This window comes from Mucilaginibacter lacusdianchii (genome assembly GCF_009770985.1).
GTDB lineage: Bacteria > Bacteroidota > Bacteroidia > Sphingobacteriales > Sphingobacteriaceae > Mucilaginibacter > Mucilaginibacter lacusdianchii.
On the sequence record NZ_WSRW01000001.1, the window covers coordinates 581,621 to 598,190 of the forward strand.

General features: G+C 42.0%; 15 protein-coding genes. 10 read left to right on the forward strand and 5 right to left on the reverse strand.

The annotated features are described in order from the left end of the window. Nucleotides 1–29: 29 nt before the first annotated feature. The 7 genes from GPM24_RS02695 to GPM24_RS02725 all read left to right on the forward strand — a co-directional run bounded on the left by GPM24_RS02695 (nt 30) and on the right by GPM24_RS02725 (nt 7,513). A complete protein-coding gene (locus GPM24_RS02695) occupies nt 30–890 on the forward strand; it encodes a carbohydrate kinase family protein (RefSeq protein WP_158825194.1) in 861 nt (286 codons plus the stop codon). A gap of 3 nt (nt 891–893) precedes the next feature. Then, complete coding sequence (locus tag GPM24_RS02700) at nt 894–1,316, forward strand: GCN5 family acetyltransferase (RefSeq protein ID WP_158825195.1); 423 nt, start codon at nt 894–896, stop codon at nt 1,314–1,316. 165 nt (nt 1,317–1,481) lie between these two features. After that, nucleotides 1,482–2,579: a vWA domain-containing protein gene (locus GPM24_RS02705; protein ID WP_158825196.1), complete on the forward strand. Its 1,098-nt coding sequence runs from the start codon at nt 1,482–1,484 to the stop codon at nt 2,577–2,579. A 36-nt stretch (nt 2,580–2,615) separates the two neighbouring features. Next, the gene (locus GPM24_RS02710) at nt 2,616–4,121 is read left to right on the forward strand and encodes a sigma 54-interacting transcriptional regulator (protein WP_158825197.1); all 1,506 of its coding nucleotides are present in this window, start codon (nt 2,616–2,618) and stop codon (nt 4,119–4,121) included. 126 nt (nt 4,122–4,247) lie between these two features. Further along, complete coding sequence (locus tag GPM24_RS02715; RefSeq protein ID WP_158825198.1) at nt 4,248–5,522, forward strand: metallophosphoesterase; 1,275 nt, start codon at nt 4,248–4,250, stop codon at nt 5,520–5,522. Nucleotides 5,523–6,011: 489 nt separating this feature from the next. After that, the gene (locus tag GPM24_RS02720) at nt 6,012–6,887 is read left to right on the forward strand and encodes a UbiA prenyltransferase family protein (protein ID WP_158825199.1); all 876 of its coding nucleotides are present in this window, start codon (nt 6,012–6,014) and stop codon (nt 6,885–6,887) included. A 2-nt stretch (nt 6,888–6,889) separates the two neighbouring features. Continuing rightward, nucleotides 6,890–7,513 carry a class I SAM-dependent methyltransferase gene (locus GPM24_RS02725; protein ID WP_158825200.1) on the forward strand — a complete coding sequence of 208 codons (624 nt, stop codon included), beginning with the start codon at nt 6,890–6,892 and terminating at the stop codon, nt 7,511–7,513. Between the two features lie 47 nt (nt 7,514–7,560). On the opposite strand, the gene GPM24_RS02730 is transcribed toward GPM24_RS02725, so the two are convergent. Genes GPM24_RS02730 through GPM24_RS02740 form a run of 3 tightly spaced genes read right to left on the reverse strand, consistent with a single transcriptional unit; the run spans nt 7,561 to nt 11,721 of the window. Continuing rightward, nucleotides 7,561–8,250, reverse strand: a complete 690-nt coding sequence (locus GPM24_RS02730) for a response regulator transcription factor (RefSeq protein ID WP_158825201.1) — start codon at nt 8,248–8,250, stop codon at nt 7,561–7,563. 2 nt (nt 8,251–8,252) lie between these two features. Continuing rightward, nucleotides 8,253–9,893: a sensor histidine kinase gene (locus tag GPM24_RS02735; protein WP_158825202.1), complete on the reverse strand. Its 1,641-nt coding sequence runs from the start codon at nt 9,891–9,893 to the stop codon at nt 8,253–8,255. A 10-nt stretch (nt 9,894–9,903) separates the two neighbouring features. Then, entirely contained in the window at nt 9,904–11,721 is a 1,818-nt protein-coding gene (locus GPM24_RS02740; RefSeq protein WP_158825203.1) for a S9 family peptidase, read from the reverse strand. A gap of 230 nt (nt 11,722–11,951) precedes the next feature. Here GPM24_RS02740 and GPM24_RS02745 point away from each other — a divergent pair, with 230 nt between their 5' ends. From GPM24_RS02745 to rfbC, 3 genes are read left to right on the forward strand one after another with little or no spacing between them, the layout of a single operon-like run. Beyond that, nucleotides 11,952–13,772: a tetratricopeptide repeat protein gene (locus tag GPM24_RS02745; RefSeq protein ID WP_158825204.1), complete on the forward strand. Its 1,821-nt coding sequence runs from the start codon at nt 11,952–11,954 to the stop codon at nt 13,770–13,772. A 17-nt stretch (nt 13,773–13,789) separates the two neighbouring features. Beyond that, nucleotides 13,790–14,089 (forward strand): DUF4286 family protein, encoded by a 300-nt coding sequence (locus tag GPM24_RS02750; RefSeq protein ID WP_158825205.1) that lies wholly within the window; start codon nt 13,790–13,792, stop codon nt 14,087–14,089. A 7-nt stretch (nt 14,090–14,096) separates the two neighbouring features. Next, nucleotides 14,097–14,645: a dTDP-4-dehydrorhamnose 3,5-epimerase gene (gene rfbC / locus GPM24_RS02755; protein ID WP_158825206.1), complete on the forward strand. Its 549-nt coding sequence runs from the start codon at nt 14,097–14,099 to the stop codon at nt 14,643–14,645. Between the two features lie 196 nt (nt 14,646–14,841). Here the strand turns inward: rfbC and GPM24_RS02760 are convergent, their stop codons facing one another. Together GPM24_RS02760 and GPM24_RS02765 are read right to left on the reverse strand one after the other, a co-directional pair. Beyond that, nucleotides 14,842–15,606 (reverse strand): metallophosphoesterase family protein, encoded by a 765-nt coding sequence (locus GPM24_RS02760; protein WP_158825207.1) that lies wholly within the window; start codon nt 15,604–15,606, stop codon nt 14,842–14,844. Nucleotides 15,607–15,736: 130 nt separating this feature from the next. Then, nucleotides 15,737–16,567 (reverse strand): OmpA family protein, encoded by an 831-nt coding sequence (locus GPM24_RS02765; protein ID WP_158825208.1) that lies wholly within the window; start codon nt 16,565–16,567, stop codon nt 15,737–15,739. Between the last annotated feature and the right edge of the window lie 3 nt (nt 16,568–16,570).

A 16,570-nucleotide genomic window follows, 5' to 3' on the forward strand; every position in this document is an offset into this window, starting at 1 on the left:
TAGATTTACATTTCATCTATCCGTGTTATATGAGCAAACAAGTACTCTGTTTTGGCGAGGTATTGTGGGATACCTTTAGCGATGGTAAAAAAGTAGGCGGCGCACCGCTTAATGTGGCGCAACACCTTCGACAGCAAGGTATAGACGCCCTGATGGTAAGTCGTGTGGGAACAGACCAGTCGGGCGATGAGCTGATGGACTTTTTGAATCAGCGGCAGCTGGCTTCACCACTTATTCAGTTGGACGACCGCCTGCCTACCTGTGAAGTTACCGTACAATTGAACGAAGCCGGTCATGCAACCTACACTATACCCGAGCCGGTATCATGGGACAATATTCAACCCACCGATGAACTGACCACCCAAGCACAAGCTGCATCGGCCATTGTTTTTGGCAGTTTGGCCTGCCGTGGCAAAAACACCCGCACTACCCTGCTCGATTTGCTGAGCGAAACCCGCATTCCGTTACGCATTTTTGATGTAAACCTGCGCGCACCGCATTATGATTTAGACACCATCGAAACGCTGGCGGCCATGGCAAACGTCATTAAAATGAATGAAGAAGAAGCAGATTTGCTGATTGGCAGCAGTCAGCAATCGCTGCAAAATAAAATCACCGAGTTCCAACACAAATTTCATGTGGATACCATTTGCGTAACCCGTGGCGAAAACGGCGCTATGATATGGCACGACGAGAAATTTTATGAGCATCCTGGCTTCCCGGTACAAGTCGCGGATACCGTTGGTGCCGGCGATTCCTTTTTAGCTACCTTAGTAGCAGGCTTGCTTAATGCACAGCCAATCCCCGATACATTGGAAAAAGCCTGCAAAGTAGGTTCGTTTGTAGCCAGCCAGCGCGGCGCTAATCCAACTTATCCAGCAGAGATGTAAGGAATGTCGAACTATCCTCAAGTCAAAGACACTAATTTAATAGGTACATATCCGGCACTTGTAAACTCAGGTGGTGGATATGTTTGGGATGATGTACTTGAATATAGGGTTTGGTGTCATCCTGATAATGGAGCTCCCGATATAGAGGATGGTAATGATTATTATTACGTTTTTGAAAATTATGAAGACGCCCTGACCTTTTCAAAAGAAAATATTGGGGCAGAGCTGCCAATAGCACTTGTTTTGCAAAATGAGTATATAGATGAACCTGAAGACGGCCAGTATATACATATTAAAGAGCACAGATTAACCGAATGGCCTGTTGATTTATTAACACGCCCTAAAAGAAGTATGGATACCATTCCAAATTTTCTATCCCCTAACGCCCCGAGGAATAAGTTGGATATATTACGTGGGCTAGCATAATTCATTTATTCACCATTGATCAGCTTTTATAGCTTCCAACTATATTATTGTATACTCTTGACTCTACTTCAATGTCATTATTTCATTAAATTCTGGTTAAACCTCATTAACCGCTAAACTTTAACCAACTTTTTTCCGTTAATTTATTTTTAAGAAAGGTATATTATGCGTGGTTACGGGTTTTCTAAATTTACCCCGCGCGAAATTCCGAAAGGCGGTTTCGACGAATTATTAAAACTGTTTTTAGAATTGCTGAACTATACCTCGGGCGATGCAGGCGAAGCTCTGGCATGGCTAAACGAGCTGGATAAGCAATACAACATCACCAATGACGAGTATGGCATGGGTGATTTCATAGACGAGCTGAAACAAAAAGGTTACTTATCTGAAGATAACCAAAGCGGCGAATTTAATATTACGGCTAAAACGGAGCAAAGCATCCGGCAATCGGCACTGGAAGAGATTTTTGGCAAACTTAAAAAATCGGGCAAGGGTAATCACCGCTCACCACAATCCGGTCAGGGTGATGAAAAAAACTCCGAGCGCCGCGAGTTTGAGTTTGGCGACAGTTTGGATCAGATAGATATGACACAATCTATCCACAACGCCCAGGTAAACCATGGTATCGGCGATTTTATGATGACTGAGCGCGACCTAGAAGTAGAGGAGATGGACTACAAAACTCTTACTTCTACCGTGCTGATGATCGATATATCGCACTCCATGATTTTGTATGGTGAGGATCGTATTACGCCAGCTAAAAAGGTAGCCATGGCACTGGCCGAGCTTATTCGCACCAAGTATCCGAAAGATACTTTGGATATTGTAGTGTTTGGCAACGATGCATGGCCTATCAGCTTGCAGGATTTACCATATTTACAGGTTGGCCCATACCATACCAATACCTACGCCGGTTTGGAATTAGCTACCGATTTGTTGCGCCGCCGCAAAACGCACAATAAGCAGATTTTTATGATTACCGACGGTAAGCCTACTTGTTTAAAAGAAGGCACCAAGTATTATAAAAACAGTATAGGGCTGGATCGTAAAGTGGTAAACAAAACACTAAACATGGCTGCACAATGCAAAAGGTTAAAAATACCGATTACCACCTTTATGATTGCGCGCGACCCTTACCTGCAGCAATTTGTACGGAAGTTTACCGAAACCAACGGTGGCCGGGCATTCTATAGCTCATTAACCGGTTTGGGCGAATACATTTTTGAAGACTACATTAAAAACCGCAGAAAAACTGTACGGTAATCTGCACTTATAAAAACTACTGACGAAAACACACGAATGGCAAACGAACTTTTAAACATAAAAACCCTTGGTCAACTTAAAAAGACTGACTATAGAAGCCGGTCGGTTAAAGAAGAGCTAAGAGAAAACCTTATTTCACAACTACAAAAACGCGAAGGCGGATTTGAAGGCATTGTAGGTTATGAGGATACGGTAATCCCGGATTTGCAAACCGCTATCCTGTCCCGCCATAATATCTTACTATTAGGCTTACGCGGTCAGGCTAAAACACGTATTGCCCGCCTGCTGGTGAACTTGTTGGACGAATACATGCCTTATATTGAGGGATCTGAATTATATGACGATCCACTAAATCCAATATCATGGTATGGCCATAATGAGGTACAAGCCAAAGGCGATGACACCCCTATTGCCTGGGTACACCGTTCTGAGCGTTATACAGAAAAGCTGGCTACGCCAGATGTAACCGTAGCCGATTTAATTGGCGACGTAGACCCTATTAAAGCCGCTACCTTAAAATTAACGTATTCAGACGAGCGTGTTATTCACTTCGGTTTGATACCACGCGCACACCGAGGCATCTTCGTTATAAATGAGTTGCCAGATTTGCAGGCGCGTATCCAGGTGTCATTGTTTAACATTTTGCAAGAAAAAGATATCCAAATACGTGGCTTTAAGCTGCGTTTACCGCTGGATTTGCAATTTGTATTTACCGCCAACCCTGAAGATTACACCAACCGTGGTTCCATTGTTACGCCGTTAAAAGACCGTATTGAAAGCCAGATATTAACACACTATCCACGCTCGGTTGAAATTTCGCGCAAAATCACGCAACAGGAAGCTTTGCTTTCACCAGAACAACGTGTAGCGGTAGAAGCTGACGGCTTAGTGAAAGATTTGGTAGAACAGATTGCTTTTGAAGCCCGTAATTCAGAATATATTGATAAAAAATCAGGTGTATCTGCCCGTTTAACTATATCGGCTTACGAGAACCTGATTAGCAATGCCGAGCGCCGCATGATTATTAACGGCGAAAAAAGTACCTTTGTGCGCATATCAGACTTTTTGGGTGTGATACCTGCCATTACCGGTAAAATAGAACTGGTGTATGAAGGTGAGTTGGAAGGTCCGGCTAAGGTGGCTAATATTTTGATTGGCAAAGCAATTCGCACCCTGTTGCTGCAATACTTCCCCGATCCGGAGAAAGCGAAGAAAAGTAAAAAAGCAAATCCATATGGCGAAGTGGTGGGCTGGTTTGCTGCCGGCAACAATGTATCGTTGATTGATGATTTGCCACAAGCAGAATATAAAAAGGCTTTAAATTCGGTAACCGGGTTAAAAGATGTTATCAAACAGTTTCATCCACGCCTGAGCGAGAACCAGCAACTGCTGTTAATGGAGTTTGTATTGCACGGTTTAGCCGAGTTTTCACAATTGAATAAAGGATTTTTGGATAATGGCTTTGCATTTTCGGATATGTTCGACAGCTTGTTTAACCTACAGCCTGACGACGATGACGATTTAGACGACGACCGTTATTAAGAAAACCAAATACCCGCATTGCGAGGAGCAAAACACTTTCTGCAAGCTTATCAACAGCTATAAGTTTGCAGAAACTGCTTTGTTCCTCGCAATGATATTTTTATAGATTCTCATTAAAATTAAACTATGGAGGGGCAAGCGCCTACAATAATCCTCATTTGCATCGGCCTTATTCTGGCCGATTTTTATATAAGCAATGGTTTACGCCATACGCTTAAAAAATCTCGTATTGTACAGGGCAAATATTTTTTAATAGCTTATTGGGCAGTATCTATCATTTTAGTTATCGGTTTAATTACCAGCGTTTTTATAAAATTTTCGGTCGGTCTTAAAGGAGCCATATTACTGCTATTTTTCTTGTTGTTAGCTTGTAAAGTATGCTTCCTTCCTTTTATTTTGGTGGATGATATTCGCCGCCTATCTCTTTCGATTGCTCGTAAACGCAATAAGCCAGAGCCGGAATTCCCGGCCAGCGAGCCTAAGCCTGATGCTATTCCGCGTTCAGAATTTTTGATTAAAGCCGGTTTAATTGCCGCATCATTGCCTTTAGCAGGCTTAAGCTACGGCATCATCAATGGCGTGTATGATTATCGTGTGCGCAGGCGTACTTTGTATTTACCTAATCTGCCCAGAAAATTTGACGGTATTAAACTGGGGCAAATTTCTGATATCCACTCCGGAAGCTTCTATAACAAAAAGGCTGTATTAGGCGGTGTGGAATTGTTACTTGGCGAAAAACCAGATTTCATATTTTTCACCGGCGATTTGGTAAATGCCATCAGCAGTGAAATGCGGGAGTATCAGGATATCTTCGCTAAAGTAAAAGCCCCGCTGGGTGTGTATTCAACCTTGGGTAACCACGATTACGGCGACTACGCTTGGTGGCCCGACGCAGCAGCCAAGAAAAAGAACCTGGACGAATTAAAAACTACCCACAAAAATATGGGCTGGGATTTGCTGATGAATGAAAATCGTCGTTTAAAAGTAGACGGCGAAGAAATCGGTATTTTGGGTATTGAAAATTGGGGGTTACTGAGCCGCTTTCCGAAATACGGCCGTATGGACTTAGCTGTACAAAACACTGATGATTTACCGGTAAAGCTGCTTCTTTCTCACGATCCCTCTCACTGGCGTGCACAGGTGCTGCCGCATTATCCTCAAATTGATGCAATGTTTTCAGGTCACACCCACGGTATGCAGTTTGGTGTACAAACCGAACATTTTCAGTGGAGCCCTATCCAATTTGTTTACAAAGAATGGGCAGGCTTTTATCATGAAGGACCGCAACAATTGTACGTAAATGTAGGCTATGGCTTTTTAGGTTATCCCGGTCGTGTTGGCATTTTGCCCGAGATTACCATTTTTGAGTTGAAAGCAGGTAAGGATCCGAAGAGAGTATAATTGCTTTTTTGTTAGTATCGTTGTGTTAGTGCCATTAAACTTACTTCGTCTGCTCATTGCCGCAGGGGCTAGTTCTTTTGTCATAGCTACAAAAGAACCAAAAAAGCCTAGCTGTTGCGATCACCTGTCTGCCCTCATGCCCAACGCTGGCCCGGGCGCGATAGCGGGCCTCTGCGCTTTTTTTGTCTGAACCGGAATTTATGGAATTAAAGAATTGATAGAACAGCCATTAAAAAAGATTCGGCATTCAGCTTCTTTCGGTAGCTACTGATGCAAGTACAAGCACTATCTTGAGTAGAAAGAAGGTGCGGCCGAGAGGTCTCTTTTTGGTTACTTTTTCTTTTCCGGCAAAAGAAAAAGTAACAACCACAGGCTGTGATTCAAACACATCCTTATCCTAACGGAGAACGAAAAGAAGTTAAAAAAGCACCACGCAAAACAAAAAACTATTCTCAAACAAACGCAGGTTGTTTATCATTGCATTTATAAATGAAAAAACACCTGCAAGCTGCTTTCGATTTTCTGTTATTCAGCAATATCTTTATGGCTTTGTGCGCTGTAGCTCAGGGATTAGTTACTTTTCATTTGGTGGGTGCGCAACCTGTTTATTCGGTACTAGCCCTCCTTTTTACTTCAACGCTAGGGCTGTATAATTTCTGCATCCTTATTATCCGGCCCAAGCATCCCGAAAATTCGCCTTATCGCCGCGTGAGGTGGTTTTTTGCACGGCATAGGTTAATGGTTACCATTACGGTTATTGCGCTGCTATCGCTCATACCTTTGTTCTTTTTAGTATCTAACCAGGCAAAGTTGTTGTTACTGTTTTTAGCTGCCTTATCTTTTGCTTATGGTTTGCCCTTGTTTACTAAAGGTGGACGCAAATCGGGGTTGCGCAATGTACCCGGGTTAAAAGCTTTATTGATTACCTTGGTTTGGACGTTAAGCTGTGTATGGCTACCGGTGCTGGAAGCACAAAATACGCAGCTTATTACAGTATCAACTGCAGACACCATTATCCTTATCGCTAAACGCTTTCTCTTCATTGGTGCACTAACGGTTCCTTTTGATATTCGCGATTTGTTTCAGGATCAAATTGCCGGATTAAAAACCATACCAGTAGCTTGGGGCGAAAAGAAAGCTTATTTGTTTTGCCAGGTGTTACTGGCCGGCTATATAGCCCTGCTCTTTTTGTTTCGCAACAACGGCTTTAGTACCGACTTTTGGGCTTTAACAGTCACAACTGTATTAACGGGCTGGCTAATATTTAATTCGACCTGGAAACGAGATGAGTACTATTATTTCTTTTATCTAGATAGTGTGCTGGTTCTGCAATATCTTTCTTTAATTGTTTTTAACTTGCTTTAAACATGGCTGCCAACTATGACCGCACTGCCTGGTTTTACGACCGCTTGTCGTACTTAGTTTTCGGCAAGGCACAGGTTAACGCACAAAGTTATTTTTTGAATCTAATTAGTCCAGGCAGTCGCATTTTGATTGTTGGCGGCGGTACGGGCCGGATATTAGAAATATTAGCAGCTAATCATCCTACCGGCCTGCACATTACTTATGTTGAAGTATCGGCCAACATGACTGCCCTGGCCCGTAGAAGAAAAGCAGGCCATAACCATGTTGAGTTTATTATAGCTGATATTAATAGCTATACATCAACTGTACCTTTTGACGCCATCATCACCGCTTTTTTGTTCGATAACTTTACAGAAGAACGTTTACAGCAAACCTTTGCCCACCTACATCAGCAATTAAAGCCCAACGGAATTTGGCTGGATACCGACTTTCAATTAACCGGCCCGTTTTGGCAGCGGCTTATGTTGCAAAGCATGTATCTGTTTTTTAAAATATGGGGAGCAGTACAAGTAGCAGGCTTGCCTGATACCAGCAAATTATTTAACAGATACCAATATTTGCTATCCGGTCAGAAAACCTTTTTCGGAAAATTTATCTCGGCCAAAGCTTACCGCAGGCAAGCTTAACCATAAAAAATCCGGTAAGTTATTGTAGCCTACCGGATGAAAGGTTTTTATTCGTAAGAAAACTTATATCCTACGCCCCGCACTGTTTGCAGGTACTGTGGCGAATCGGGGTTGTTTTCTATTTTTTTGCGGAGACGCACAATGTGCATATCCAGCGTACGGGTATTTACATCGGCATTGTAGCCCCATACTTCCATCATCAGTTCCTCGCGGTTGATAACCTTATTTTTGTTTTTCAGGAAATACAGCAAAATGCGGTTCTCTAATATGGTCAGCTCAATTTTGCGGCCACCTTTAACCAGCAAATGCGTGTTGGGATGGTGTTCCATATCGGCAAAGCGATGTATTTCCGACTTTTCGCTGTTCAACGAAAACTTGATTTTGTTATCAATCATCGCCACCAGCACATCCATATTAAACGGCTTTGTGATGTAATCGGATACGCCGAAGTTATATGCCTCAATCTTATCAATGTCTTGTGCTTTGGCGGTCATCATAATCACCAGCTTATCAAAGCCTTTTTCGCGGATGTGGGCACAAACTTCCGAACCTTGTTGGCCGGGCAGCATCCAGTCCAGCAAAACAATATCAGGGGTATTCTCCAGTATAATTTTTTCGGCGTCTGTACCGTTAGCAGCTTCCAGTACTTTGTAGCCTTCAGTTTCCAGACGTTCGGCTACTAAAAAACGCAGGTTCTCGTCGTCTTCAACTAGTGCAATTTTAATTTCTTTGTTCATGTTTAACTCTCGTAAGGCAAGGTAACAATAAACTCCGAGCCTTCATTTACTTTACTTTTTACCTGTATATCTCCGTTCATAAAATTAGCCAGTTCTTTGCAAAAAGCCAAACCCAGTCCAACGCTGCCATTTTGGTTATATTGGTTTTCTATCCGGTAAAACTTTTTAAAGATGTTACCAACTTCTGCTTTAGGTATACCAATGCCCTTATCTGCAAACGAAAATACAATATAGTGCTTATCCTGATATATTTGTATAAAAAGCTCTTTCCTGTCGGGATTAGAATACTTATACGCATTCTCAATAAGGTTCTGAAAAATGCTGCCCAGCAACACCGGATCAGTGTAAAAGCTACCAACATCGTTTACCTCGTAATTCAGCTTAAATTCTGGATATTTGATGCGAAAGGTATTGATGTACTTTTGAACAAAATCATCCACATTAATTTCTTGTTTATGAATTTTGATAGACCGGTTTTCAATCTGCGTAAAAGAGAGCAGTTTGTTCATCAGGTCGTTCAGCTTGTCGGCTTCTTCGTCAAGTATTTTGCCGTAATGCTTGCGTTGCCTTTCACTCAATTCACCATCGCCACGCAGATTAGAGCCAGCTATCTTAATAACACTTACGGGGGTTTTAAACTCGTGCGTAAAGTTGTTAATAAAATCGTACTGTAACTTAAACAGCTTAAGGTTGGTATTTAAGTTACGGTAAATAAGCCAGCCAATCAACACCAAAAAGGCATAAATCAGCAATACTATCGCAGCTGTAGGCATAAAACGCCGGTTAATTTCAGCATTTAAATGATCTCGGTTAGAACTGAAATACAACTTGTAATCGGCAAAAGCACCCGGAAATGCTGCCTCAGTAAAAATTTTGCCCTCATCATTTAGCGAATCATATACAACAGGTTGTATAGACACTTGCTGGTAAAGTTCGGGGTGTGTATTGCGGATGGTGATGGCATAAGGATCCAGCAAAAATGTCATCAAGTTTTGCTTATAGTAAGCTGATGGCCGACCTGTTTGCTGTAATTCGCGGTATATCTTTAACTCTTCACGTCGAGGAATATTCAGGTAGCTGATTTTACTTGGCTTAACATCATAAAAAGTTTTATAAATCTCATCCTGATTGGGCACTCGCCCAGTATCTGCTTCTGTAATATAACTACTGAATTTAGCTGCAATGTGTCTAAAATCGTCATCCTCGTCTGGGCTGCTTTTTTTACGGCCCTGTATATTTCCGTTTTTAGGCAGGTATTGGTAAGCTGCTTTATCAGTAATACTTAAATGCTTGTAACTGGAATGGTTTTGTAGTTGGCTGCCAATGGTTATTTCATGAAATACAATTTGTTTCACAAAAGCATAGTCCCGAAAAACTGAGTCGGCATAATTGGCCGCGGATGCCGAATCTAAAAAGCCTTGGTAAGATGTAATTTCGGGAATACGGTTCTGAAAAAAGTCGTTGTAAGGTTTAATGGTTTGTTCCCAGACATCTATTTTTTTGGAGGTAAACTCATTTTCTACATAGGTAGCCGTAAAGCGGTATGCAATCAGTAAGGCAATTACCAGCGTAACGGATATCAGTATCAGGAAAGCCGCAATAAGCGAGAAGTTTTTTTGGTAAACTGTTTTAGGCGCTTCCATAGCACAAAGTTTACGGTTTAACCTTCAAGTTATTATCTAAAAATTTTTCAATCTGGGCATACATTTCCATACGGTTGTGTTCGCTCCTAAAAAATTTCCGTTCGTTAGCTTTTAAAATGTATGTTACAGGTACATTGCGTTTGCGAAGCTCGCGCACAAACTGGTTTAGTTCACTAATATTAGCCCGTGGGTCTTTTTCTCCCTGAAAGATAAGCAACGGCGCCTTGATTTTATCGGCATGAAACACCGGCGATATGGCCCGCAGTTGAATAGCGTCGGTTTCAGGGTTACCCACCATCTCATAGTTCATCTGCAAAAATGGCTTGGCATAAGGGGGCGCATCTTTAAAAAATGTAAAAAAGTTGATAAGACCGTACTGTACTATAGCGCAGTTGTATAGCTCGGGATGGAAAGACACACCATATAATGCTGAAAAGCCACCAAAGCCGCCGCCAAACATCGCTATTCGTTTAGGGTCGGCAATTTTTTGGTTGATGAGCCATTTTACACCATCTTGTATATCAGTTTGTATTTTGCCACCTACCTGTTTAAAACCTGCACTAAAAAATGCTTTTCCGTATCCGGTAGAGCCACGGTAATTAACCTGAAACACGGCATATCCACGATTGGCCAAAAACTGCACTTCGGCGCTGTACCCCCACCTATTGCGGTTCCAGGGGCCATCGTGTGGCATAACTACTATAGGTAAATTGGTTTTATTGCCGCCTTGTGGCAAAGTTAAGTAACCGTTAATCGTTAACCCATCGCTTGCTTTGAATGATACCGGCTGCATAGCGCATAGCTCGTTAGGATTAATACCGTTGTTGTTATCACTCAACTGCGTAAGCCTGCCCGTTTCGCTTTCATACAAATAATTTGAACCCGGGCTACGGTCGGTGTACGTACTAATTACAAACTTTTTACCTGCACTGTCACGATCGGCAAAACGGATAACGCTGCCTTGTAATTGTCTTTTCAGGTCGGCATAAATTTTACCGGCACTAGTATCCAGATATTGTTTGTGCGGCTTGGCGTCTTCCCAACTCACGTACTCTAACACATGGTTACGACGCGAATAGCCAACCTCTAAAACATCAGCTTTGTCTGTAGCGTATATTACTTTTTTTTCTGTTCCGGTGGCGGCGTCAATTTCTACCAATGCAGATTTGTCACGGTTTACATTAGATAGCGCGTAAAACGTATTTCCCTTACCTGTAAAAGCAATCGGGTCAACCGAATTTTTAAAATTAGTTTTGATAATAGGCTTAAACGGTGCATCATCGGTAGTTCGATACAAAATTGTGTTATCAACTCCGTCAGACGCTTTAGCCAGGCGGATATTCCCATCGTCGTCCGAAAACCAATCCACAATATTGCCAGGGTTAGCAATATAAAGTTTCATTTCACCAGTTTTAAGGTTTAACCGGTATACATCAAAATTTGCAGGATTTCGCTTATTTAAACTTATGGTGATGATATCAGGTTGCTTACGGCTTCGACTCAATAAACGCACCCGAACCTTATCTTGTGTAATTAAATTATGCAACTGATGCGTGTTGATGTCCAACGCATACAGCTTGAACTGATCCAGCGCAATGATATCCTGGCTAAACACCAATTGGTTGTTATAAGTCCAAAAGTAGTCGCGCACCGGATAATCGTCAAACGAGGTAACCATTTCTTCCTTACCATCAGCCAGCGATTGGATAAACAGGTTTTGCTTGTCTTTAAATGGTTTTAAGTAAGATACGTATTTACCGTCGGGAGATATTTTAAAGAAACTTTTTTCGGGGGTTTTGAAAAAATCGCGCACTGGAATTTGCCGCACCTTATCCCTATTACAGGAACACAAAGCTTGCAGCAATAAAACGATCAATAAATATTTTATGCGGTTTAACATAACAATCACAAACACCCCGAATTTCAAATCAGGTCAAATTAGATAAAATTCATCAACGCAAAAGTAATGTCACTATAATTTTACCCGTTAAACAACGTATAACATCATGACAGCAAATAGCATAATTTTTTCAAGTTTAATTGGTTATTTTTGAATAAATGAAGTACAAAATACTCCTGCTTTTGGTTGCAGGCATAATGGGTGCTACCCCAATTTTTGCCCAAAGTACTGATTTGCAGTTAGCTTATCAATATAGCCTTAACGGCGAAACGCAAAAAGCTTTTGACCTTTACCAAAAACTTTACAAGCAGGATAATGAGCTTTATTACTCGTACTATGTTAACAGCCTAATCGGTTTAAAGAAGCTCGACGAAGCCGAAAACATTACCAAAAAGGCTATGCGCAAGCATCCTAGCGAAAACCAGTATGCCATTATATTAGGTAAAATTTATACACAACAAGGCCACAACGACAAAGCCAACGAGGTGTATGATGATTTGCTTAAAAATTTACCCCCTAATCAAAACGCTATTACTACGCTGGCCATGCAGTTTTACCAGTCGGAAAATGCAGACTATGCGGTTAAAATTTTCAGGCAGGGCCGAAAGATATTACATGATGATAAGTTGTTTGCCAACGAGCTAATTAGCCTGTACCGCTACAAACGCGACAAGGTTTCGCTGGTAGAAGAATATCTAACCTTTTTGCCCGAAAACCCAGTTTTTCTGAATCAGGCGCAAAACACATTAGCCTCTCTTTTTGAAGGCGAGGCCGATTACGATATGCTGCGTATTGCGGTGTTAAAGCGCCTGCAAAAAGATCCGCAACAAATCGTCTTCACTAACCTGCTCACCTGGCAGTACCTGCAACAAAAAGATTACGATCAGGCCCTTAACCAAGCCTTGGCACTTAACCGGCGACAAGGCAGCAATAACGATAATGATATTTTTGAGCTATGCCGCACACTTACAGCCAATGGCGCTTATGACGCCGCCATACGCGGGTATGAATATCTGCTTACTAAAACCACCCGCAATGACGAATTGTATGTACCCTCAAAAATAGAATTGGTAAATACCAAAAGCTTAAAAATTACTACCGGTAGGTATGTACAGGCTGACTTGTTAAGCTTGGAAAAAGATTACATGAGTTTGTTAAGCGAATTTGGCAAAACCAGCAGCACCGCTTTCGCCATGCAAAAGCTAGCCAACCTGCAGGCCTTTAAATTACATAAGTTAAATGATGCACAAAAGCTGTTAGAAGAGTCAGTTGCTATAAACACATTACGCCCGCAATTGATGGCCGGTTGTAAGCTGGATTTGGGTGACGTTTATCTGATGAACAATCAACCCTGGGAAGCCACTTTAACTTATAGCCAGGTTGAAAAAGCTTATCCGGGCACGCCAATGGCACAGGATGCCAATTACCGTAATGCTAAATTAGCTTATTACACTGGCGATTTTGGCTATGCTAAAGGACAACTAAAAGTGCTTAAAGCGGCTACATCGCAATTGATTGCCAATGATGCACTGAATCTGTCACTACTTATATCAGACAACGTTCTTATTGATACAGCCGGTAATGCCCTAAAAATGTATGCACGTGCCGATTTGTTGATTTTTGAAGAACTGCCAGAAAAGGCTTTACTCACCTTAGACAGCATTGACAAAAAATATCCCGGCAATACACTGGTAGACGATATTATGATGGCGAAGGCCCGCATATTTATCCAGAAAAAAAACTATTCTGCAGCGTTGGTGCCGCTTAAAAAGATTATTGAAGATCATGCTACCGGCCTTTGGGCGGATGATGCAGTTTATATGCTGGCCGACTTGTACGAAAATCAACTGAACGATAAAGAAACGGCCAAAACTTATTACCAAAAAATCATCACTGATTACCCGGGCAGTATTTGGATTAACGATGCCCGGAAACATTTCAGAATATTACGCGGCGACAAGCCCGATAGCTCATCATAATTCCTATTTTTGCGGGGATGATTATTTACAATGAAACCTTTGTGGTGGAAGAAACTATTCATCAGGAATGGCTGCAGTGGATGCAGCAGCAACACATACCTGCTGTTTTAGCCACCGGCTGTTTTGAATCGTACAAAATACTGGCCGTGCTCGATTCGCCTAACGAGGGCGTTACTTACTGCATACAGTACATTACCCCTGATATTAATAACTACCACAACTTTGCGGCACAGCACGCACACCACCTGCATACCCTACATCACCAGCAGTTTGAAAACCGCTATGTGTTATTTAACAGCCTGATGCAAGAACTATAACGACATAATGAAAGTAACTGAAACCGCTATTGAAGGCTTATTAATTATTGAGCCTCGTATCTTCCCAGATGACCGTGGCTATTTTTACGAAAGCTACAGTAAAGCTAAATACAAAGAAGCCGGCATTGATGCGGAATTTGTACAAGACAATCAATCATTTTCCAGCAAAGGCACTTTACGTGGCTTACACGGGCAAGCGCCACCTTTTGCACAAGGCAAACTGGTGCGGGTACTGCAAGGCCGCGTACTAGATGTAGCGGTGGATATCCGCAAAAATTCGCCAACTTATGGCCAGCATGTAACCGTTGAATTGAGCGGCGATAACCATAAACAATTTTGGGTACCACCCGGCTTTTTACACGGCTTTGTAACGCTGGAAGACAACACCATCTTCACCTACAAAGTAACCAACGTTTACGACAAAGCATCAGAAATAGGCGTGGTTTGGAATGACCCATCATTAGCTATTGGCTGGGGCATAGATGATTTAAAAGTGAATCTTTCTGCTAAAGACGAAGTGTTACCAGCATTCGCTGATTTCAATAGTCCGTTTTAAAAGTAAAGCCGAGAGCTAAGATATAAGAGCCAAAACTTGAGTATGATTACTCATTAGTTTTGGCTCTTTTTATGTTAATGAGACACGAGATAGATAAAAATAGCATGGCGTCGGCAGAAAATATGGGCCAAGGTGTTTTGCCTAGCGCGGATGAACGCTTATTTTCTGCCTTTTCTGATGCTGGTTAGTCTTTTCCTTATCTAATCCTTAAATCCTTGGGCATACGACCATGCAGTAAAAATTGAGACCACTTTTCGCTGCCGTTAGCCAGTGCATTAGCCGAAGCTTGCTGCCAATCGTACGTACAATTGATTTGTTCTATATTAATAGCGTTGCCATCTGTCTTGACAATGGCATACTTAGCGTGCGGTGTCATAGATTCCATAGCAAAACGGTGCTCGCCTACGCCCAAATAAGCCGGTAAGCCAACACTACCAGGATTAAGAATAATTTTACCGTTAGACAGGTAGATTACGCGGTTAACGTGTGAATGGCCACATAAAATAACACGTTCTTTGATATGGCTGGTTCTTTGAACCAGTACATCATCATTATACACAAAAACCCCATTGGCGGTTACTTCTTCCAGCAGGTATTCATCGTCGCTTTCGGGTGTACCATGGCAAATGAAAAACAAGTCGTCGCAACTGGCAGTTTGCGGCAGACTTTTGAGCCAGTTTAATGTTTGCTCAGACAGCAATGATTTTACCCTGTCCATGTTATCTTTAATGATGGGCTTTTCAAAGCTTTCCAATATCTCACGATCGGTATTACCGCTGATGCAAATCATGTCAGGGTACTGCCGTAGCATCTCGGCCACTACTTCCGGTTCTAAAGCGCCAAATACATGATCACCTAAATTTATAATAGTATCCACCTGACGGGATTGGATGTCGTTCAAAACTGCCTGTAAGGCCAATGAGTTGCCATGTATGTCGGAGAGGATGGCGTAGGTTTTCATAAAAGTATTTTGATGGTAAATATCAGCAACAATCCTGCTAAAACAAAAACGTCATTGCAAGGCACAAAGCATAATTCAATGATTGCTTCGTACCTCGCAATGACGAGAAATATGGTTTAATAAAAGCTTTTTATTTGGTATTAATCAAATTGTACAGCTCATCCAACTTTGGTGTCAGTACAATTTCAATACGGCGGTTTCTGGCACGGGCTTCGGCGGTATTAGCCGGATCAATTGGCTGCGTTTCGCCTTTACCTGTTGCTGTTAAACGTTGTGGATCTACTTTTTCTACTTCAGTGAGGTAGCGGGTTACCGAAGTGGCACGCAATACGCTCAAATCCCAGTTATCTTTAATCTGGCCCAAGTTAACTACACGCTGGTTATCGGTATGGCCTTCAACCGCCATGTTGATATCCGTCTCTTTGTTCATTACGCCGGCAAGTTGTTTTAATGCCTGCTTACCTTTTTCATCAATTACAATACTGCCTGACGGGAACAGCAATTTATCAGTTAACGATACGTACACTTTACCATTGCGGATATCTACTGTTAAGCCGCTTTGTTGGAAGCCCAATAAAGCTTTTTGCAGCTTATCGCGTAGTGCGTTCGCTGCTTCATCGCGTTTACGCAAAATATCCTCTACTTCACGTAAACGGGCTTCACGTTTCTGCAAATCGCCCGACAGTTGATTTACCTGGCTTGAGGTAGCGTTATAGTTTTTATTTAAGGTATTGTAGTTCTTTTGCAAATCAGCTATGTTCCGTTGCAAATCGGCAATTTCGCGGTGTAAGCGAGCGGTATCACCTTGCAAACGAGCCAATTCAGTTTCTAAATTAGTGGTACGGTTTTGCAGCGAATCACGACCAGCAACCAGTGCTTTATATTGTTTGGGTGACAACACCTTGCACGAATGCAACATCATAAACGCCACAGCGGCCAGTAACAGGTATTTAATTTTCATGAT